The sequence below is a fragment of the Paractinoplanes lichenicola genome (genome assembly GCF_016785085.1).
Lineage (GTDB): Bacteria > Actinomycetota > Actinomycetes > Mycobacteriales > Micromonosporaceae > Actinoplanes > Actinoplanes lichenicola.
In genome coordinates this window covers 139,751-159,642 of the sequence record NZ_JAENHO010000007.1, presented here as the reverse complement: position 1 = coordinate 159,642, position 19,892 = coordinate 139,751, and the positions used below count along the sequence as shown (strand labels likewise).

Annotated in this window: 15 protein-coding genes; 5 read left to right on the top strand and 10 right to left on the bottom strand. The window is 69.0% G+C overall.

Features of this window, described 5'->3' with window-relative positions; all coding sequences use genetic code 11:
• Positions 1-53: 53 nt before the first annotated feature.
• Positions 54-932, top strand: a complete 879-nt coding sequence (locus tag JKJ07_RS25035; RefSeq protein ID WP_236029856.1) for a substrate-binding domain-containing protein — start codon at positions 54-56, stop codon at positions 930-932.
• On the opposite strand, the gene JKJ07_RS25030 is transcribed toward JKJ07_RS25035, so the two are convergent.
• Positions 901-2,307, bottom strand: a complete 1,407-nt coding sequence (locus tag JKJ07_RS25030) for a glycoside hydrolase family 43 protein (protein WP_202994205.1) — start codon at positions 2,305-2,307, stop codon at positions 901-903. The two genes, JKJ07_RS25035 and JKJ07_RS25030, sit on opposite strands and share 32 nt — an antisense overlap.
• A gap of 131 nt (positions 2,308-2,438) precedes the next feature.
• Between JKJ07_RS25030 and JKJ07_RS25025 the strand changes: the two genes are divergently transcribed.
• A complete protein-coding gene (locus tag JKJ07_RS25025; RefSeq protein WP_202994204.1) occupies positions 2,439-2,735 on the top strand; it encodes a hypothetical protein in 297 nt (98 codons plus the stop codon).
• 495 nt (positions 2,736-3,230) lie between these two features.
• Here JKJ07_RS25025 and JKJ07_RS25020 read toward each other — a convergent pair whose 3' ends face one another.
• From JKJ07_RS25020 to JKJ07_RS24985, 8 genes are all read right to left on the bottom strand, one after another.
• Positions 3,231-4,328 carry an epoxide hydrolase family protein gene (locus JKJ07_RS25020; RefSeq protein WP_202994203.1) on the bottom strand — a complete coding sequence of 366 codons (1,098 nt, stop codon included), beginning with the start codon at positions 4,326-4,328 and terminating at the stop codon, positions 3,231-3,233.
• 53 nt (positions 4,329-4,381) lie between these two features.
• Entirely contained in the window at positions 4,382-5,857 is a 1,476-nt protein-coding gene (araA, locus tag JKJ07_RS25015; RefSeq protein WP_202994202.1) for an L-arabinose isomerase, read from the bottom strand.
• A complete protein-coding gene (locus tag JKJ07_RS25010) occupies positions 5,854-6,525 on the bottom strand; it encodes an L-ribulose-5-phosphate 4-epimerase (protein WP_202994201.1) in 672 nt (223 codons plus the stop codon). Before JKJ07_RS25010 ends, araA begins: the two co-directional genes overlap by 4 nt.
• Positions 6,522-8,129 (bottom strand): ribulokinase, encoded by a 1,608-nt coding sequence (gene araB, locus JKJ07_RS25005; RefSeq protein WP_202994200.1) that lies wholly within the window; start codon positions 8,127-8,129, stop codon positions 6,522-6,524. Before araB ends, JKJ07_RS25010 begins: the two co-directional genes overlap by 4 nt.
• Positions 8,130-9,149: a galactofuranose ABC transporter, permease protein YjfF gene (gene yjfF / locus JKJ07_RS25000; protein ID WP_202994199.1), complete on the bottom strand. Its 1,020-nt coding sequence runs from the start codon at positions 9,147-9,149 to the stop codon at positions 8,130-8,132.
• Positions 9,146-10,177, bottom strand: a complete 1,032-nt coding sequence (locus tag JKJ07_RS24995; protein WP_202994198.1) for an ABC transporter permease — start codon at positions 10,175-10,177, stop codon at positions 9,146-9,148. Before JKJ07_RS24995 ends, yjfF begins: the two co-directional genes overlap by 4 nt.
• Positions 10,174-11,676: a sugar ABC transporter ATP-binding protein gene (locus JKJ07_RS24990; protein WP_236029855.1), complete on the bottom strand. Its 1,503-nt coding sequence runs from the start codon at positions 11,674-11,676 to the stop codon at positions 10,174-10,176. The genes JKJ07_RS24995 and JKJ07_RS24990 overlap by 4 nt, the downstream gene beginning before the upstream one ends.
• 66 nt (positions 11,677-11,742) lie before the next feature.
• Positions 11,743-12,732, bottom strand: coding sequence for an ABC transporter substrate-binding protein (locus JKJ07_RS24985; RefSeq protein WP_202994196.1), 990 nt, complete (start codon positions 12,730-12,732; stop codon positions 11,743-11,745).
• Between the two features lie 355 nt (positions 12,733-13,087).
• Between JKJ07_RS24985 and JKJ07_RS24980 the strand changes: the two genes are divergently transcribed.
• The 3 genes from JKJ07_RS24980 (at position 13,088) to JKJ07_RS24970 (ending at position 18,733) form a co-directional block, all read left to right on the top strand.
• On the top strand, positions 13,088-14,104 hold the full coding sequence (locus JKJ07_RS24980) for a LacI family DNA-binding transcriptional regulator (RefSeq protein WP_202994613.1): 1,017 nt from the start codon (positions 13,088-13,090) through the stop codon (positions 14,102-14,104).
• 666 nt (positions 14,105-14,770) lie between these two features.
• Positions 14,771-17,491 (top strand): beta-L-arabinofuranosidase domain-containing protein, encoded by a 2,721-nt coding sequence (locus tag JKJ07_RS24975; protein ID WP_202994195.1) that lies wholly within the window; start codon positions 14,771-14,773, stop codon positions 17,489-17,491.
• 249 nt (positions 17,492-17,740) lie between these two features.
• Complete coding sequence (locus JKJ07_RS24970) at positions 17,741-18,733, top strand: LacI family DNA-binding transcriptional regulator (RefSeq protein ID WP_202994612.1); 993 nt, start codon at positions 17,741-17,743, stop codon at positions 18,731-18,733.
• Positions 18,734-19,225: 492 nt separating this feature from the next.
• On the opposite strand, the gene JKJ07_RS24965 is transcribed toward JKJ07_RS24970, so the two are convergent.
• On the bottom strand, positions 19,226-19,882 hold the full coding sequence (locus JKJ07_RS24965) for a response regulator (protein WP_307834393.1): 657 nt from the start codon (positions 19,880-19,882) through the stop codon (positions 19,226-19,228).
• Positions 19,883-19,892: the final 10 nt, after the last annotated feature.

The following is a 19,892-nucleotide window of genomic DNA, read 5'->3' as shown; positions in this document are numbered from 1 at the left end:
CATGTTTGCGTTCACCAATGACTCGTGGGACCTCTCCGCAAAGGACGAACAGCATGCAGACACGTCCTGCGCCGCCCAGTTCCCGCGGCCGCGACCACCGTTCCCCCGTCATCGGCGTGATCGCGCAGAACACCACTCTCTACGGTCCGGCCAGCATGGTGCAGGCCATCGGCGACGCCAGCCTCGACGAGGATCTGCCGGTCACGATCGGCCACGTCGTGGGCAAAGACACGAGGGCGGCTGTGCGCCGGCTGACCGGGCAGGGCATCGCCGGCCTGATCGTGATCGCGCCGGTCGACGCGGCCGCCGACATGCTCGAGGCCGTGCCGGCGGGCCTGCCCGTGGTGACGGTGGACGGCCCGCCCGGCTGCCCCGCCCCCAACGTCTCGGTCGACCAGCACGCGGGCGGTCTGCTGGCCACGCGTCACCTGCTCGCCAACGGCCACCGTACGGTCTGGCACGTCGCCGGTCCCGAGCAGTGGCACGGCAGCCGCGCCCGCGAGGCCGGCTGGCGGGCGGCCCTGGCCGAGGCCGGGGTGCCCGCCCCGCCGACGGTACGCGCCGACTGGTCGGCCGCGTCCGGCTATCGCTGCGGCCGCCTGCTGGCCGAGAATCCGTCGTGCACGGCCGTGTTCGCCGCCAACGACGACATCGCGCTCGGTGTCATGCGCGCGATGACCGAGCGTGGCCGCCGCATCCCCGAGGACGTGAGCGTGGTCGGCTTCGACGACGTGCCCGAGGCCGGGTACACATACCCCGGCCTCACCACCGTCCGTCAGGAGTTCGCCGAGGTCGGGCGTGAGGCGCTGCGCCTGCTCCTCGACCAGCTCGACTCGGGGCGGCACACTGCCGAATCCGTACGGCTTGACCCGGTTCTCATGCCCCGGGGCACCGTGACCTTCAGGACCACACCTCCGCGCGATCGATGCTGATCACGGCCCCGCTCGACGCCGCATTCCTTTCCCCGGTCACCCGTACGCGGACGGTGTGCACGCCGTACGGGAGCTTGGGGGTCAGGTAGTTGAGCGCCTCGCCGAAGCGGATCGCACTGTAGAGGTCGACCCGCTGCTCCGCGCCGCCGTCGACGCTGATCGCGGCGATCCCGTTGCCGGTGTCGCGCACCGACAGCAGCCCGAGCTGGGTCCCGGTGAACGTGAAGGTCGCCGTGGCCCCGGTCGCGCCGCTCCAGTGGTCATCGCCCCAGAAACACTGGGCGGCGCACCCCGTCCCCGAGCTCCACGAGCCCCCGTACGCGAGGGAGCCGTTCCCGCTCGTACGGCCGTCGTCGTTGATCCAGTTGGTCGACGGCCCCGGATCCCCCGCGGGCAAATCCTGGGTGGCGCCGATGGCCAGCGGCACGCCCAGGTTGGGGCCCGCGTCGGTCCAGGTGATCCGCTGGACCCGGGTCGTCCGGTTGTTGTACGTGAACACGCTGGTCGTCTTGGCGTGATAGACGATCCAGTCCTGCGTGCCGTCCGGGCTCTTGAAGAACGCGTGGTGCCCCGGTCCAAAGACGCCGCGCCCGTCCGAGCGGGCGAACACCGCGCCCGTACGCTGCTGCCAGTTGGCCGGGTTGAGCGGGTCGGCCGTGCTCGCGATGCTCAGCTGCCAGACCTGGTAGTCGGGCTTGCCCGTGTCACAGGTGGAGTAGGTCATCCACGTCCGGCCGTTGCGGTAGAGGAATTCGGGCCCCTCGCGCACCTCCGGGCAGCCGCCACCCGCGTTGAGGGCGACCGCGTTGCCCGAGACGGTCCACGGGTTCGACATCGGCGCCACGTTGATGCCGTTGTGCTGGTAAGCGTTGGTGCCCGCCCACGACAGGTAGAGCCGGCCGTTGTGCTGCATGATGCCCGGGTCGATGGCGAAAACGTCCCGGTTCGGCGGCACCAGGCGCGCCTTGAAGTGATACGGCCCGAGGGGATTGTCGCCGCTGGACTCGAGCACGTAGAGCCGGTGGTTCTCGTCGACGCCGTCGTCGGCGGTGTAATACATGTACCAGAGCCCGTTGAGCCGATAGAACTCCGGCGCCCACACCTCCTTGTTGCGCGAGGCGTTGGTGTCGCGCCAGACCTCGGTGGCCGGCGCGTTGAGCAGCCCCGCCACGCTGGCCGCCCGGCGCATCTTGATCGAGTCGCCCTCGGTCATCGTCAGGTAGTAGCTGCCGTTGAAATAGGTCATGAAGGGGTCGGCCTTGACCCCGACCGGGTTGCGGAAGGTGCCGGCGACCTCCTCGGCCCGGGCCGGCCCGGCGATCGCCAGCAGCCCGATCAGGGCGACGAGCGCGGGAATGATCCTTCGTCGGAGCATGGGGGAACCTCCAGAGGCGGGCCGCTTGGGGGATGACCCGCCCGTGCAGCGTATGTCCGCTGTGGCCGGTTGATCCCCGGTGCCGGCCCGATCGGAGCCTTTCGGGCAGCCGCCGTCCGTCAGTTCCCGGCATGGGATTCTTTCTCTTACCAGTGCTGGCCTTCGTGCTCTGGGAGTTCCCGAGCATCGTCGCCATGTCCGTGCACAAGTTCATCTGCGCCCGCACGGGCGGCAGCTTCGAGGAGCAGTTCGCCGGCGTCTGGCCCTACCGCCTGATCGGCATGTTCACGTTCTGGCCGTTCCTGTTCATCAGCGGTGCCCTGGCCGCCGCCATCAGCCCCCAGGCCGCCGCCACCGTGGTCGGCCTGGAGGCGGTAGCCGTCATCACCCTGCTCATCTGGGCCCGCACCAGCGACAGCGGAGCGTGAGGCGACCTGGATTCGGCGGGACGGTTCCAGATGTCGTTCCACCACGTACGTTCCGACCGTGCCGACCGGCGGGGGTGTCTCGTCGCATTCGATGACTGATGAGAAGCCGTCGAGGCGGACCACGTACTCGTCGGAATACACGCTCGTCACCGTGCCGGTCAGCTCGGAGCCGACCGGGTGGCGTGCGGTCAGTGCAGCCCACTCGTCGTCCGTCCACGGCGAGACCCCGGCATCGCCGTCGCGCATGCCGGGGTCGACCGGAAGCAGCCGTACCTGGTTGTGCCGGTGTTGCAGAACCTCGAACAGGCCCTCCTGCCCGGCCTCGGGCCAACCCTCGGCCGCGCGGGGCAGGAAGATCATGTCGACGAAGCCGGCCGGCTCCCCGCCCAGGTCGACCAGCACGCCGGTGGTGCCGGGCCCCCACGGCACGGCGCTGATGCGACCGGGGACGTGGCTGCCGATCGGCGGGCGGGAGGACATCCCGGCCAGGATAGTTCAGCGCAGCGCCCGGAAGAACGTCCGGATGTCCTCGACCAGCAACTCCGGGACCTCGATCGCCGCGAAGTGGCCGCCGGTGTCGAACTCGGACCAGTGCACGATGTTGTTGGTCTGCTCGGCGTAGCGGCGGATGGCCACGTCCTCGGCGAAGTTGGCCACGCCGGTCGGCACCTCGCTGCGGGTGGGCCAGTTCTGCGAGTGCATGCTCTCGTAATACATGTTCGCGGCCGAGCCCGCCGTACGGGTCAGCCAGTACAGGGTGACGTCGGTCAGCACGCGGTCGCGGTCGGGGAAGCCGTCGTGGCTCCATTCCTGGAACTTCTCGGCGATCCAGGCCAGCTGCCCGACCGGCGAGTCGACCAGCGCGTGGGCCAGCGTCTGGGGCCGGGTCGCCTGGATCTGGAAGTAGCCGTTGCCGTCGGACTGGAACCGTTGCATCCGCTCGTAACGGACCTGCTCGGCGGCGGTCAGATCGCCGGCCTCGCCGAACGGGATGAACCCGACTGTCGCCGCGTTGACGTGCACGCCCACCACATGCGCAGCGTCGACCCGTCCGAGATCGGGTGCCACGAAGGCCCCGAAGTCGCCACCCTGCGCCCCGTACCGGTCGTACCCGAGGCGGCTCATCACCGAAGCCAGCGCGGTCGCCATCCGCCGGCTGTCCCAGCCCGGCCCGGCCAGCGGCCCCGAGAAGCCGAACCCGGGCAGCGACGGAATGACCAGGTCGAACGGCTCGGGCCCGGTGGTGAGCGGCCCGATCACGTCGAGGAACTCCACGACCGACCCCGGCCACCCGTGCAGCAACACCAGCGGCAGGGCGTCCGGCGCCCCCGACCGTACGTGCAGGAAGTGGATCTTTTGCCCGTCGACGACGGTCGTGAACTGAGGGTAGGCGTTGAGCGCCGACTCGGCCGCCCGCCAGTCGTATTTGGTCGCCCAGTAGTCGGCCAGATCGCGCAGGAAATCGACGGGAACGCCGCGCTCCCAGGCCGCACCGGGCAGCGCGGGACCCCAGCGGGTATTGGTCAGTCGCGAGCGCAGATCGATCAGTTCGGCGTCGTCAATGTCGATGCGAAACTCGCTGATGTCTGTCATGCGGGCCACGCTAGGAGGCCTTCAGGTCAGTTCGTGACCTGAAGGCCTCAGCATCAGAAGCCGCGGGCCAGGCGGTAGTAGGCCTGGTTCCAGCGGATCTCCTTGGCGAACTCGCGGATGCGGGTTCCGGCGTCGATGACGAGCAGTTCCGTGGTGAGCATTTCGGCGAGGTCGGTCAGTTCCTCGGTGCCGACGGCCGACGAGAGGACGGTGTGGTGCGGGCCGCCCGCGGTCAGCCAGGCCTCGGTCGACGTGGAGAAGTCGGGGGCCGGCTTCCAGACCGCCCGCGCGACCGGGAGCTTGGGCAGGGGCGACGACGGCGGAACGACCTCGATCTCGTTGGCCACCAGGCGGAAGCGCTCGCCCATATCGGTCAGGCCGACCACGACGGCTCGGCCGGGGGCGGCGTCGAACACCATGCGTACGGGGTCCTCGCGGCCGCCGATGCCCAGCGGGTGGATCTCGAGGCGGGGCTTCCCGGCGGCGATCGACGGGCACACCTCGAGCATGTGCGCGCCCAGGATGCGTTCGTCGCCCGGGGTCAGGTCGTAGGTGTAATCCTCCATGAACGACGTGCCGCCGGGGGTCATCGCCTTGAGGGTGTGCAGCAGCACCGACGTCTTCCAGTCGCCCTCGCCGCCGAAGCCGTAGCCGTCGGCCATCAGGCGCTGCACCGCGAGGCCGGGCAGTTGCCGCAGCCCGCCCAGGTCCTCGAAGTTCGTGGTGAACGCCTTGAAGCCGCCCGCCTCGAGGAAGCCGCGCAGGCCGAGCTCGATCCGCGCCGCGTACCGGAGCGAGTCGTGCCGTTCGTCGCGCAGCTCGTCGGAGATCTCGTACAGGTCGGCGTACTCCCCGACCAGCTTGTCGATCTCCGCGTCCGGGATCTGGTCGACCACGGCGACAAGATCATTGACCCCGTACGTGTTGACCGAGACCCCGAAACGCAGCTGCGCCTCGACCTTGTCTCCCTCGGTGACCGCGACGTCCCGCATGTTGTCGCCGAACCGGGCGAGCCGCAGCGACCGCATGGCCGCGTAGCCGCGAGCGGCCCGCACCCAGGTGTTGATCCGGGCGGTGACCCGCGGGTCGGAGACGTGCCCGGCCACGGTCTTGCGGGCGACGCCGAGCCGGGCCTCGATGTAGCCGAACTCGCGGTCACCGTGGGCGGCCTGGTTCAGGTTCATGAAGTCCATGTCGATCGACGCCCAGGGCAGCTCGACGTTGGCCTGGGTGTGCAGGTGCAGCAGCGGGGTGCGCAGCGCGTCCAGCCCGGTGATCCACATCTTGGCCGGCGAGAACGTGTGCATCCAGGCGATGACACCGATGACATCAGCCCGGGAATTGGCCTCGTTGATCAACGAATGGATCGCACCCGAGTCGGTCAGCACCGGCTTCCAGACGACCTTGACGTCAAGACCTAGAGCCAATTTATCCGAAATGTCACGAGACTGCGCGGCAACCTGATCAAGGGTTTCGGGTCCGTACAGTCCCTGACTTCCGGTCAGGAACCAGACCTCGTGCTCGCTCATTGCTGTCCCTCCATCAGGGGTTGGCCGTAGACGTTCTGGTACCGGTCGAACAAGCGGTCCACGGCGGTTGCGGGCAGCCGGTCGACGGGACCGAGCTGTCGGGCCAGGTGCAGGGTGCGCGCCACGTCCTCGCACATGACCGCGGCCTTCACGGCGGCCTTGGCCGTCGGGCCGATCGTGAAGGGGCCGTGCTGCCGCATCAGCACCGCCGGCGACCGCGACCCGCGCAGCGTCTCGACGATGCCCCGGCCGATGTCGTCCGACCCGATCAGCGCGAACGGCCCGATCGGGATGTCACCGCCGAACTCGTCGGCCATCGCCGTGATCGAGCACGGGATCGGCTCACCCAGTGCGGCCCAGGCGGTCGCGTACGGGCTGTGGGTGTGCACGACGCCGTTGACCTCGGGCATGTGCCGATAGACGTACGCGTGCGAGGCCGTGTCGCTCGACGGGCTGTGCTCGCCCTCGACCAGCTTGCCGTCGAGATCGCAGACCACCATCGACTCGGGCGTCAACGAGTCGTACTCCACCCCCGACGGCTTGATCACCAAAAGGTCTTTCCCCGGTACGCGGGCCGAAACGTTCCCGGCCGTCCAGGTCACCAGCCCCCACCGCGTCAGGTGCCGGTGCAGGTCGCAGACCTCGGCGCGGACGTCGTCGATGCTCACAGGGCCTCGTTCCGGATCGCGCGCAGCCGGTGCAGGGTCTCCGACGTACGCCCGAAGTAGTCGTGCAGCTCCTCATATTCCGCGTAAAGACGGTCGTAGACGTCCGAGCGGGCGGGATCGGGCTGCCACAAGGAAGGCTCGACCTTGCCCATCGCCGACGAGGCCGCAGCCACATCCGGGTACGCCCCGGCCGCCACCGCCGCGTGGATCGCCGAACCCAGCGCCGGCGCCTGCTCCGAGGAGGCCACGCTGAACGGCCGCCGCAGCACGTCGGCGTAGATCTGCATGACCAGCGGGTTGCGCTTGAGGCCCCCGGCCGCGATCAGCTCGGTCACAGCCACGCCTGACGACTCGAACGTTTCAACAATCTTCCGGGTCCCGTACGCGGTGGCCTCGACCAGCGCCTTGTAGATCTCGTACGGCTGGGTCGCCAGGGTCAGGCCCGCGATCACGCCGGACAGGTGGTGATCGACCAGGATCGAGCGGTTCCCGCTCTGCCAGTCCAGCGCGACCAGCCCGTGCGCCCCGGTCGGTTGCTCGGCGGCCTGCCGCGAGAGCTCGTCATGACTCTGCCCGACGCTCTCGGCGTACCACCCGAAGATGTCCCCGACCCCGCTCTGCCCGGCCTCGTAGCCGTAGAGCCCGGCCAGGATGCCGCCGTCGACCACACCGCAGATGCCCGGCACGGGTTTGAGCTCGGCCGCGTTCATGACGTGACACGTCGAGGTGCCCATCACCAGCAGCATCTGCCCGGGTTGCACCGCGCGGGCGGCCGGTGAGGTCACATGGGCGTCCACGTTGCCCACCGCGACCGCGATGCCCTCGGGCAGTCCCGTCCACGACGCGGCCTGCGCGGTCAGCCCGCCGGCCTTCTCCCCCAGCGCCGAGATCGGGTGGGCCAGCCGGGTGTCCGCGAAGTCGGCGAACTCCGGGTTGAGCTCGGCCAGATAGTCCTTGCTCGGATACTGGCCGTCCTGGTGGATGCCCTTGTAGCCGGCCGTGCAGGCGTTGCGGGTCTCGCGGCCGCAGAGCTGCCAGATGATCCAGTCGGCTGCTTCGATCCAGCGCTCGGTCCGCGCGTAGACCTCCGGGTCCTCCTCGAGCAGCTGCAGCGCCTTGGCGAACTGCCACTCCGACGAGATCTTGCCGCCGTACCGGTCGATCCAGGGCTCGCCGCGGCGGTGGGCCAGCTCGTTGATCCGGTCCGCCTGCGGTTGCGCCGCATGGTGTTTCCAGAGCTTCACGTACGCATGAGGCCTGGCGCCGAACTCGTCGAGGCGGCAAAGCGGAGTGCCGTCGGCCAGCGTCGGGAGGACGGTGCACGCCGTGAAATCGGTGGCGATCCCGATGACCTCCGACGGGTCGACGCCGGCGTCCGCAACGGCTGCGGGCACCGCCGTACGCAGCACGTCGAGATAGTCCGACGGGTCCTGCAACGCCCAGTCGGGCTTGAGGCGCTCCCCCGTGGCCGGCAGGGTCCGCTCGATCACGCCGTGCCGGTACTCGTGGACGGCGGCGCCGACCTCCTCGCCGTCACTGACCCGGACGACCACGGCCCGGCCGGACAACGTCCCGTAGTCCACCCCGATGACGTACTGAGGCATTTACTTGGCCTTTCTCGTGACGAGCCGCTGCAGGACGATGAAGGCGAAGAGCAGGATGCCGACCACGATCCGGGTCCACCACGAGTTCAGGTCGCCCTGGAAAGTGATGATCGTCTGGATCAGGCCGAGCACCAGCACGCCGAGCACCGTGCCCAGCACGTATCCGGAGCCGCCGGTCAGCAGCACGCCGCCGATGACCACCGCGGCGATCGCGTCGAGCTCGAGCCCCTGCCCGTGCAGGCTGTAGCCGGACGAGGTGTAGAAGCTGTAGAGCACGCCGCCGAGCGAGGCGCAGAACCCGCTGAAGGTGTAGACGGCGATCCGCGTACGGCCGACGGGCAGCCCCATCAGCAGCGCGGAGTCGGCGTTGCCACCGATCGCGTAGATGTTGCGGCCGAACCGGGTCCAGGCCAGCACCAGCGCCGCGAGCACCACGACGATCACCGCGATCACCACGTTGAGCGAGATGAAGACGCCGTCGTCGAACCGGAACCGCTTCTGGGCCATCTGCGTCCAGAAGTCGTTCGTGATCGGGATCGAGTTGCGGTTGATCAGCAGGGACAGGCCACGGGCCAGGAACATGCCGGCCAGGGTGGCGATGAACGGCTCCACCTTGAAGAAGTGGATGACGCAGCCCATGCCCAGGCCCAGCACCGTGCCGATGAGCAGCGCCAGCGGCAGCACGACGCCCGCCGGCCAGCCCGCCTCGAGCAGCGTCGCGGCGACCGTCGTGGTCAGCGCGATCACCGCCCCCACCGAGAGGTCGATGCCGCCGGTCAGGATCACGTACGTCATGCCGACCGCGACCACGAGCAGGAACGCGTTGTCGACGAAGACGTTGAGGACGACCTGGGTGTCGCCGAACCCGTCGTAGTTGTAGACGCCGACGGAGTACATGACGACCAGGAGCACCAGCGTCGCCAGTACGGGAATGTGTTTGGTGTTGGCCTTGTAGACCCGCTTGGCCCCGAGCAGCGGCCGGTTGCGCTGCGGCGTGGGCGGGGTCGTCACGTCGATCATGCGGCAACCGCCTCTCGCGTCGCTGCCTTCTTGGTGGCGAACCGGCCGAACACCTTGGCCCGGAACGTGGGCGACTGGGCCAGGCAGAGGATGATCACGACGATCGCCTTGAACAGCAGCGTCGTCTCGACCGGCACCCCGACGCTGACCGCGGTGATGTCGAGGGTGGTGATGATGACCGCGCCGAGCACGCTGCCCGCGATCGAGAACCGCCCGCCGGTCAGCGCCGTGCCGCCGAGCACGACGGCCAGGATCGCGTTGAGCTCGATCAGGTTGCCGGCCGCGTTGCTGTCCGCGCTTGACACGTCCGAGCTGTAGATCAGCCCGGCCACGCCGGCGAACGCGGCGGCGAAGACGTACACCATGATCGTGATGCGCCGGGCCCGGATGCCGGCCAGGCGGCTCGCCGTGGGGCTGCCACCCACCGATTCGAGGAGCAGACCCAATGCCGTACGGCGGGTCAGGGCCACGGTCAGCGCGACGGCGGCCGCCGCGATCAGGAAGCTCACCGGCACCGCGAGGAAGTAGCCGGCGCCGATCACCCGGTAGGGCGCCGAATGCACGTTGAGGATCTGCCCGTCGGTGATCAGCTGGGCCACGCCGCGCCCCGCGACCATCAGGATCAGCGTCGCGATGATCGGCTGGATCCCGAGCACCGCCACCAGGAACCCGTTCCACAGCCCGAAGACCAGGCACAGGGCGATCGCCGCGCCCACCACGAGCAGCACGCTTGTTGTGGAATCAGGATTGCTGAGATCGCCGATCAGCAGACACGCCAGCGCGCCCGAGATGGCCATCACCGAGCCCACCGACAGGTCGATGCCGCCGGTCGAGATGACCAGCGTCATGCCCAGCGCGACCAGCACGAGCGGGGCGCTGCGGCGCAGGATGTCGATCAGCGAGCCGTAGAGGTGCCCGTCCTGCAGGGTGATCGTGAAGAAGTTGTTCGAGAAGACAAGGTTGCTGGCGAGCAGCACCACCAGGACGGCGATGGGCCAGAACAGCCGGTGTCTGAGCAGATTGGTCATGGTGTGGCTCCGGTTGTTCCGCTCGCGATCGTCTGCATGATCCGGTCGGCGTCGACGTCGTCGGTGTTCACCAGCTCCTCGACCAGCCGCCGGTCGCGCAGCACCTCGATCTTGTGGCTGAGCCGGAGGACCTCCTCGAGCTCGGCGCTGACGAAGAGCACGGCCATGCCGCCGTCGGCCAGCTCGGCGACCAGCCGCTGGATCTCGGCCTTGGCCCCGACGTCGATGCCCCGGGTCGGCTCGTCGATGATCAGCAGCCGGGGCTCGGTGATCAGCCACCGGGCCAGCAGCACCTTCTGCTGGTTGCCGCCGCTGAGATCGCGGACGAGCCGCTCGGGATCGGCCGGGCGGATCTGCAGCGCCTTGACGTACTTGTCGACGAGCTCGTCCTGCCGGCGGCGCGGGATCGGCCGGGTCCAGCCGCGGGCCGCCTGCAGGGCCAGGATGATGTTCTCCCGCACGGTCAGCTCGCCGATGATGCCCTCAGTGCGCCGGTTCTCGCTGGAGAACGCGATGCCCTTGGTCATGGCGTCGCGCGGGCTGTGGAACTTGGCGGGCGTGCCGTCCACGTCGAGCTCGCCGCTGTCGGGGCGGTCGGCACCGAACAGCAACCGGGCCAGCTCGGTGCGTCCCGAGCCCAGCAGCCCGGCCAGCCCGACGACCTCACCCGCGTGGATCGTCAGATCAAAAGGCGCGATCGAGCCCGTACGGCCGAGGCCTTTCGCTTCTATGATCTTCGTTTCCTGGCGGGGCGCCTCCCGGGCGTGCTCCTCGATCTGCTCGAGCGCCTCGAGGTCCTTGCCGATCATCTTGCTGACCAGTTGCATCTGGGGCAGCTCGGCGGTGCGGTATTCGCCGATCAGGCGGCCGTTGCGCAGCACGGTCATCCGGTCGGCGATCTCGTAGACCTGATCCAGGAAGTGGCTGACGAACAGGATCGCGACGTTTTCGTCCTTGAGGCGGCGCATCACGGCAAAGAGCTGTTCCACCTCGGACGCGTCGAGGCTGGAAGTGGGTTCGTCCAGGATCAGCACTTTGGTATTGCCGACATCGGTCGCGCGGGCGATCGCCACCATCTGCTGGATCGCCAGCGAGTAACTGTCGAGCTGGGCCGAGACGTCGATGTCGAGATCGAGCCGGGCCAGGCTGGTGTGGGCCCGCTTGCGCATCTCGGACCAGTGGATGCGCCCGAACCGGCGGGGCTCGCGGCCGATGAAGATGTTTTCCGCCACCGACAGGTTGGGGCAGAGGTTGACCTCCTGATAGACCGTGCTGATGCCGGCCTGCTGGGCCTGGAGCGGGCCGGTGAACCGGACCTGCTCGCCGGCCAGCTCGATCTGGCCCCCGTCGATGTCGTAGACGCCGGTCAGCACCTTGATCAGCGTGGACTTGCCGGCGCCGTTCTCGCCCATGAGGGCGTGGATCTCGCCCGGTAACAGCCGGAAGTCGACGCCGTCCAAAGCGACGACGCCGGGGAAGACCTTTCTGATGCCGGTCATCTGCAGGACCATGTGCGCTCCGTTCGATGGTGGGCCGCCGCGACGCGACGGCCCACCGGGCGGGACTCAGTACTTGCGGTCGGCCAGAACTTCCTTGGCCTGCTCGGGCGTGAAGGTGGTCTCCTCGGTGAGCACCCGCTGCGGGATCGTCTCGCCGTTGTTGACCTTCTTGACCAGGTCCATCAGCTGTGGGCCGAGGAGCGGGCTGCACTCGACGATGAAGTTGATCTTGCCTTCGGACAGGGCGGTCATGCCGTCCTTGACCGCGTCGACCGTGATGATCTTGATGTCGGTGCCGGGCTTCTTGCCGGCCGCCTCGATCGCCTCGATCGCGCCCAGGCCCATGTCGTCGTTGTGCGCGTAGAGCACGTCGATCTTCGGCTGCGACTTGAGGAAGGTCTCCATCACGGCCTTGCCGTCGGTCCGCGTGAACTGGCCGGTCTGCGAGGCCACCACCTTGAACTTGGTGTCGGCCTTGATGACGTCGGCGAAGCCCGACTTGCGGTCGTTGGCCGGCGCCGCGCCCGGCGTGCCCTGCAGCTCGACGATGTTGACCGGGTCGGTCTTGCCGTTGTACTCCTTGACCAGCCAGTCGCCGGCCTTCTTGCCCTCCTCGACGAAGTCGGAGCCGATGAAGGTCTTGTAGAGCGACGTGTCCGGGTCGTCGATCGCGCGGTCGGTCAGGATCACCGGGATGCCCGCGTCCTTGGCCTCCTTGAGCACGGTGCTCCAGCCCGACTCGACCACCGGCGAGAAGGCGATGACGTCGACCCGCTGCGTGATGAAGTTGCGGATCGCCTTGATCTGGTTCTCCTGCTTGCCCTGCGCGTCGGAGAACTTCAGGTCGATGCCGGCGCTCGCGGCCGACTCCTGGATCGACTTCGTGTTCGCCGTGCGCCAGCCGCTCTCCGCGCCGACCTGCGAGAAGCCGAGCGTGATCTTGTCGTCCCCGCCGCCGCCGTTGCCCGAGCCGGCGTCGTCGCCGCCGCCACAACCGGCGACCGCCGACGCGAGCAGGAGCCCGCCGGCCACCGCGATCGAAAGTCTTCTGAGCACTGGATCCTCCACGTCTACGTGTTAACGTTCACAGGCGCGCACTCCGGCGCCTCGGGGGATGTCGAGCGGCCGGATCGCTGGTGTCTCATGTGGCTCATCGTTGCGGCGAGTCGCTGCGACCTCACTCTCAGGACCCGCGTTCCGAGAGTGTTACCGTTCTCAACATCCGAGTCAAGGCCTCGCCGCCGGTTTGTTACCGACTGATTGCCGCTTCCCACAAGGTGCAGGAAGACCTTGGTGGGATGGATGGACACGACCCGCCGGAAACGTAGACTGTGCGCGCTCACATCGGAGGTCGTCTTTGCCCACGAGAAAGCCCACCCCCGACGGCGTCGCCCGGCCCCGTCTCACCGTCATGCGCGACGTCGCGAAGCTGGCCGGCGTCTCGCACCAGACCGTGTCCCGGGTGCTCAACAACCACCCCAACGTGCGGGAGGAGACCCGGGCCCGGGTGCTCGACGCGATGCGCTCGCTCAACTACCGCCGCAACCTGGCCGCCCGCACCCTGGTCACGAGGCAGTCCGACACGCTGGGCATCATCGGCTTCGAGACCACCCTGTTCGGCCCCGCGTCCATGCTGCACGGCATCGAAAGCGCGGCCCGCGACGCCGGCTACATGGTCAGCATCGCCTCGGTCCGCGACCTGGACCGCCGCCAGGTGCTCGAGGCCGTCGACCGCCTGACCCAGCACTCGGTCGACGGCGTGATCGCCATCGCCCCCAAACAGTCGGTGACCCACGCCCTGGCCCAGGCCCCACCCTCCCTGCAGTGCGTGGCCGTCGGCGGCGCCGGCGAGTCGGACGCGGCCCCCACCGTCTCGATCGACAACGCGCTGGGCGCCCGCCTGGCCACCCAGCACCTGCTCGACCTGGGCCACGCCACCGTCCACCACGCGGCCGGCCCACCCGACTGGCCCGAATCAGCCGAACGCATCGAAGGCTGGCGCCGCACCCTCTACGCCGCCGGCGCCGTGGTCCCCCCGGTGGAACACGGCTGGTGGGACGCCGAATCCGGCTACGAACAGGGCCACGCCCTGGCCCGCGACCCCTCAGTGACGGCCGTCTTCTGCTCCAACGACCGCATCGCTTTGGGCGTCCTGCGCGCGTTGCACGAGGCCGGCAAACGCGTACCCGACGACGTCAGCGTGGTCGGCTTCGACGACATGCCCGACTCCGGCTTCTTCGTCCCCCCGCTAACCACAGTCCACCAAGACTTCGGCGAACTGGGCCGCCGCAGCCTGGCCCTCCTCCTGGAACACATGACCCACACCCCAGCCGCCGAACTCCCACCACCAAACCACGTGCTGGTGTCCCCGCAACTGGTAGTCCGCGCCAGCAGCGGCCCCGCCCGCCCTGACTGCACCCGCACCTGACTGCGCCCCTTCCTTCTTCGCTCTTCCCCCGCCCCCTTGCCGCGCCCTCCCACCTCACCGCCCCTCCGCCACCCCTCGCCTCGCCCTCCCACCTCCACCGCCCCTGGTTCGCCCGCTTGCCCCCGCTTCTCTTCTCCCAGCTGCCGCTTCGCGCGACCACTGAAATGTTAGATGTCAGCAGTCTGACGCTCTCCCCGTCATCTCTCGTCCAGGCCGTCCCACGAAGAGCACTGAAATGTCAGATTCCAGCATCCGGGAGCCCTTCCCTCGCCGGCTCCCGCATCGCGTCCAGCTCCAAGCCATGCACTGAAATGTCAGATGTCAGCGCCCGAGCGCCTTCCTCTCCACAGACTCCCGATCGCGAGCCGCTCCCCGCACCAGACTGAAATGTCAGATGCCAGCGCTTTGGACGCCCTCCCCCTTTACCGACTCCCGCATCGCACGCCGCTCCGCACAACACAGTGAAATGTCAGATGCCAGTGCCCAGATCAGATGCAGCCCTCCCCTGTCGGCTCGCCGGCTCCCGAAACGCGCACCGCCGCGATCGACGGCCAGACACGCCCCCTCTCGGCGCCGAGGGAAGCGACCCTTGCGCCGGGCCGGGGCGGCGATGTTATCGTTCACACCGCGCTAACAACGAAGTCCGTCGATACGTGTGGAGGTCCCGTGTCTGTGCCGTCGCTCAGCCGCCGCCGTCTGCTGCAAGCAGCCGGGGCCACCGCCGTGGCGTCGGCGGGCGGGATCGCCACCACCGCAAGCCCCGCGACCGCCGCCCTGCCACCCGCGCGGGCCGACATCGGCGTCAGCGCCTACCCGTTCGAGCTCGGCCAGGTGCGACTGACCGCAAGCCGCTGGCTCGACAACCAAAATCGCACCCTCAGCTACCTGCGCTTCATCGACGTCGACCGCCTGCTCTACAACTTCCGCGCGAATCACGGCCAATCCACTCAGGGCGCGGCGGCGTGCGGCGGCTGGGAGGCGCCGAACTTCGAGTTCCGCAGTCACAGCCAGGGCCACTTCCTCACCGCGTGGGCACAAGCCTGGGCCGTGCTCGGCGACACCGTCTGCCGCGACAAGGCCACCTACATGGTCGCCGAGCTGGCCAAATGCCAGGCCGCCAACGGCTACCTGTCCGGTTTCCCCGAGTCGGACTTCGACAGCATCGAGGCCGGCACCCGCCGCGGCGTTCCCTACTACTGCCTGCACAAGACGCTCGCCGGCCTGCTCGACGTGTGGCGTTACCTGGGCAGCGCACAGGCGCGCGACGTCCTGCTGGCCTTCGCGGCCTGGGTCGATCGGCGAACGGCCAGGCTCTCGTACGCGCAAATGCAGACCGCCCTGACGATCGAGTTCGGCGGCATGAACGCGGTGCTGACCGACCTCTACCAACAGACCGGTGACGCTCGCTGGCTGACCGTGGCGCAGCGTTTCGATCATGCGGCCGTGTTCGATCCGCTCGCCGCCAATCAGGATCGGCTGAACGGTTTGCACGCGAACACCCAGGTGCCGAAGTGGGTCGGGGCGGCGCGCGAATACAAGGCGACCGGCACGACGCGTTATCGGGACATCGCCGCCAACGCCTGGGGCATCACGGTCAACAGCCACTCGTACGTGATCGGCGGCAACAGTCAGGCCGAGCACTTCCACGCGCCGAACGCGATCACCGCCTATCTTTCCCCGGACGCGGCGGAGGCGTGCAACACGTACAACATGCTCAAGCTGACCCGCGAGTTGTGGCTGCTCGACCCGGATCGGGCGGCCTACTTCGACTTCTACGAGCGCGCGCTGATGAACCACCTGCTCGGCCAGCAGAACCCGGCCGACGGCCACGGTCACGTCGTGTATTTCACGGCGCTCAACCCGGGCGGCCGCCGTGGTCAGGCCGGACCGGTCGTGGGTGGCGGCAGCTACAGCACCGACTACGGAACGTTCTGGTGCTGCCAGGGCACGGGCCTCGAGACCAACACCAAGCTGATGGACTCGATCTACTTCTTCAACGGGACCACGCTCACGGTCAACCTGTTCATCCCGTCCGTGCTGACCTGGTCCCAGCGCGGCATCACGGTCACGCAGTCGACGTCCTTCCCGTCCTCGGACACGACCACGCTCACGGTCACCGCCGCCACATCAAGTGCCTGGACCTTGCGCGTACGGATCCCTGCCTGGACGACCGGGGCGGCGATCACGGTGAACGGGGTCGCGGCGGCCGTCACCGCCACGCCGGGTAGTTACGCGGCCATCACCCGTACGTGGGCCTCGGGCGACGTCGTCACGGTGCGCCTGCCCATGCGGGTTGCCCTGCGTGCCGCCAACGACAACGCGGGCGTCTCGGCCATCACGTACGGGCCGGTCGTGCTCTCCGGGAACTACGGGAACGCCGCCTTCAGTACGCTGCCCGCGTTGACGGTCTCGTCGATCGCCCGCACCAGCACGTCGGCGCTGACGTTCACGGCGACCGCGAACGGCTCGGCGGTTCCGCTGATCCCGTTCTACGACGCGCACGGGCACAATTACACCGTCTATTGGAGCGCACCGGGCGAGGGCGCGATCCCCACGCCGGCGAACTTCCGCCTGGTGAACGTGGCCAGCGGAATGGTGCTCGGGATCCAGGACATGTCGACGGCCGACGGCGGGCTCGCTTTGCAGTGGGGCGACACCGGGACCCTGGATCACAACTGGGAAATCGTCGTCGACGGCACCGCCGTACGGCTTCGGAACGTCAACAGCGGCAAGGTGCTCGGGATCGATTCCATGTCGACGGCCGACAGTGCGCGCGCCCTGCAATGGGCCGACAACGGCACGGCCGACCACCGGTGGACCGTGATCGACGCGGGCGACGGCAGCCACCGGATCCGCAATGCCAACTCGGGCAAGATGCTCGGCATTCTGAACGCCTCGACGGCCCAGGGCGCGCAGGCCGTGCAGGATCCCGACAACGGCTCGAGCGACAACTTGTGGCGGTTCGTGCCCGACGGCGCGCGGCGCATCCAGAATTTGGCGAGCGGGCTCGTGCTCGGCGTGCAGAACATGTCGACGGCCGACGGCGGGCTGGTCGTGCAGTGGGGCGACGCCGGCACGGCCGACCATTTGTGGACCGCGGTGGTCGACTCCGGTGGCTATTTCAGACTGCGCAACACCAACAGCGGAAAGGTGCTGGGGGTGGAGAACGCGGCGAATGCGAACGGCGCCCGAATCATGCAGTGGGCCGACAACGGAACGGCCGACCATCGGTGGCGGCTGCGCTACGGAAACAACGGCTATTTCCGGATCCAATGCGGCAACGGCGGCCGCGTGCTGGGCGTGAACGGCGCCTCCACGGCGGCCGGCGCGCAGGTCGTGCTCTGGGACGACAACGGCACGAACGACCACCTCTGGCGATTCCTGTAGGGCGGCGGGCGCTCCCCCGGGCGCCCGCGGCCTGCGGTGTTCCGGCGGTCTCCTGTCGCCGGAGGCTGCCGGAACACCGCACATTCCGTCAATGGGAACGCTCCCGCGGCACCTTTTGCGGCGATCGATAACAGAATTCGGCCGACCGGCCCACCCGCAGTTCAACAGACAAGGATGTGAAGAGATATCCTGCCCGCAACCAGTGGATGCGGGGTACGGGTGAGCGTGAAACGCGGACGGCCGCCGGGCATGATGGACGTCGCCCGGCTGGCGGGGGTGTCGCATCAAACCGTGTCGCGGGTGCTCAACGAGCACAAGAACGTGAGCGAGCAGACCCGCCTGAAGGTCCGGGCGGCGATCGCCGAGCTCGGTTACCGGCCCAACCGGACGGCCCGGGCCCTGGTCACCGGCACGTCCAAAGTGATCGGCGTGGTCGCGCCCAACACCGCGCTGTACGGTCCCTCGTCGATGCTCACGGCGTTCGAGCAGGCCGCGCAGGAGAGCGGGTTCGCGGTCAACGTCGGCAGTGTGCGCAGCCTCAACGAGCGCTCGATCGCCGACGCCGTCGAACGGCACCTCGACCAGCGCGTGGCCGGCCTCGTGGTGATCGCCCCCGTGGCGAGCGCCGGCCCGGCCCTGGCCCGCCTGCCCGAGGACGTCCCGCTGGTCACCATCGACGGCGACCCGCAGCGCGCCAGCACCCTGGTGACCGTCGACCAGGTGGCCGGGGCTCGTGCCGCCACCGAGCACCTGCTGGCCGCCGGCCATTCGACGGTCTGGCACATCTCCGGCCCGGCGGACTGGTTCGACGCCGCAGGCCGCGTGCAAGGCTGGGAAGAGGCCCTCAAGGCGGCCGGCGCCGAGCAGCCCCCGCTGCTGACCGGCGACTGGAGCGCCGAGTCCGGCTACCGCAACGGCAAGCTGCTGGCCCGCCTGCCTGAGGTGACGGCCGTCTTCACTGCGAACGATCACATCGCGCTGGGCCTGCTACGCGCCCTGAGCGAACACGGCCGCCGCGTCCCCGAAGAGATCAGCATCGTCGGCTTCGACGACGTCCCCCAGTCGGCCTACTACACGCCGCCCCTGACAACGGTCCGCCCCGACTTCGACGCCGTGGCCACCGCCAGCGTCGAACTCCTGCTGGAACAGATCGACTCCGGCACCCCCGACGCCAGCACCCGCCGCACGATCGCCCCCACCCTCATCCCCCGCGACAGCGTCGCCCCACCCCCGCCCCGCTGACCACCCCACCACCGCGCCCGCGCAGGACCACGCGCGCGCCCCGCCGCACCGCGCCATGCCGCAACCCAGCGCCCCCACCGCGCCACACCCTCCGCCTCGGCACGCCTCGTTGCACCGCGCAACAACACTTGGCGGAGTTTGGTGCGGAGCAAGGGCGGGATGAGAGCGCGGCCCGACGGGGTCAGCGAGCAGGGTGAGAACGCGCTCCGACGGGGATAGCGGGCAGGGTAAGGGCTGGGCGAGGTAGAGCGCGCGGTACGACGGGGCCGTGCAGCGAGGTGCTGGGGCGGCGCGTTCGGTCCTGCTGATGTTCTCCCCGGCTATTTTCGCGTTTGCCTGGCTTTCTGGCGGCGCGTTCTGTTAGCGTTAACAGGTCTCACTACGGGTATTCCTAGGCCTGTGGCGCTGACATCGGAAGAGAGGACCCGGTCGGGGCCATCAAGGGGAGGATGGCCCCGCTGGGTGTTGTGCCGAGCGCGTTCCCGCGGAAGTTCACTCCCCCGATGCCGACAGGCCGGCCGCCTTGGCCAGCAGCCCCGCCTGTGTCCGGTTCGCGCATCCCAGCTTGTCGAACAGGTGCGACACGTACCCCTTGACGGTCGTCTCCGAGAGCCCCAGCCGCCGAGCGACCTCCGCGTTCGTCAACCCGTCGCCGATCGCGGCCAGCACGTCCCGCTCGCGCTCCGTCAGCTCGGACAGCCGGGCCTGAGCCGCCGCCCGTTCCTCGTGGGCCGTCGCCGACGCCGCCACCAGTCCGTCCTTGGCTACCGGTGACAGCACCGTATGACCCTGGGCCGCCACCCGGATGACGTCGAGCAATTCGCCGGGCGGCGTCGACTTGACCAGATAGCCCGCCGCGCCCGCCTGCAGCGCCCGGATCACGTAACCGTCGGCGTCGAACGTGGTCAGGACCAGCACCACCGGCGGTGACGTCAGCCCCCGGATCCGCTCGGTGGCGGCCAGACCGTCCACTCCCGGCATCCGCAGATCCATCAGCACCAGATCCGGCCGCTGCAGCACCACCATCTCGGCCGCCTCGGCCCCGTCCGACGCCGTGCCGACCACCTCGACGTCGGGCGCCGCCGACAGGATCGCGGTCAGATGCCGGCACACCAGCGGCTCGTCGTCGACCACCAGCACCCGGATCACCACGCCACTC

Bases quoted from the DNA above. Each gene is read 5' to 3' on its own strand.
- JKJ07_RS24990 (WP_236029855.1), bottom strand. From the start codon at position 11,676: ATGACCGGCATCAGAAAGGTCTTCCCCGGCGTCGTCGCTTTGGACGGC.
- JKJ07_RS24970 (WP_202994612.1), top strand. From the start codon at position 17,741: ATGATGGACGTCGCCCGGCTGGCGGGGGTGTCGCATCAAACCGTGTCG.
- JKJ07_RS25035 (WP_236029856.1), top strand. From the start codon at position 54: ATGCAGACACGTCCTGCGCCGCCCAGTTCCCGCGGCCGCGACCACCGT.
- JKJ07_RS24995 (WP_202994198.1), bottom strand. From the start codon at position 10,177: ATGACCAATCTGCTCAGACACCGGCTGTTCTGGCCCATCGCCGTCCTG.
- araB (WP_202994200.1), bottom strand. From the start codon at position 8,129: ATGCCTCAGTACGTCATCGGGGTGGACTACGGGACGTTGTCCGGCCGG.
- JKJ07_RS25020 (WP_202994203.1), bottom strand. From the start codon at position 4,328: ATGACAGACATCAGCGAGTTTCGCATCGACATTGACGACGCCGAACTG.
- araA (WP_202994202.1), bottom strand. From the start codon at position 5,857: ATGAGCGAGCACGAGGTCTGGTTCCTGACCGGAAGTCAGGGACTGTAC.
- JKJ07_RS25030 (WP_202994205.1), bottom strand. From the start codon at position 2,307: ATGCTCCGACGAAGGATCATTCCCGCGCTCGTCGCCCTGATCGGGCTG.
- JKJ07_RS25025 (WP_202994204.1), top strand. From the start codon at position 2,439: ATGGGATTCTTTCTCTTACCAGTGCTGGCCTTCGTGCTCTGGGAGTTC.
- JKJ07_RS24980 (WP_202994613.1), top strand. From the start codon at position 13,088: ATGCGCGACGTCGCGAAGCTGGCCGGCGTCTCGCACCAGACCGTGTCC.
- yjfF (WP_202994199.1), bottom strand. From the start codon at position 9,149: ATGATCGACGTGACGACCCCGCCCACGCCGCAGCGCAACCGGCCGCTG.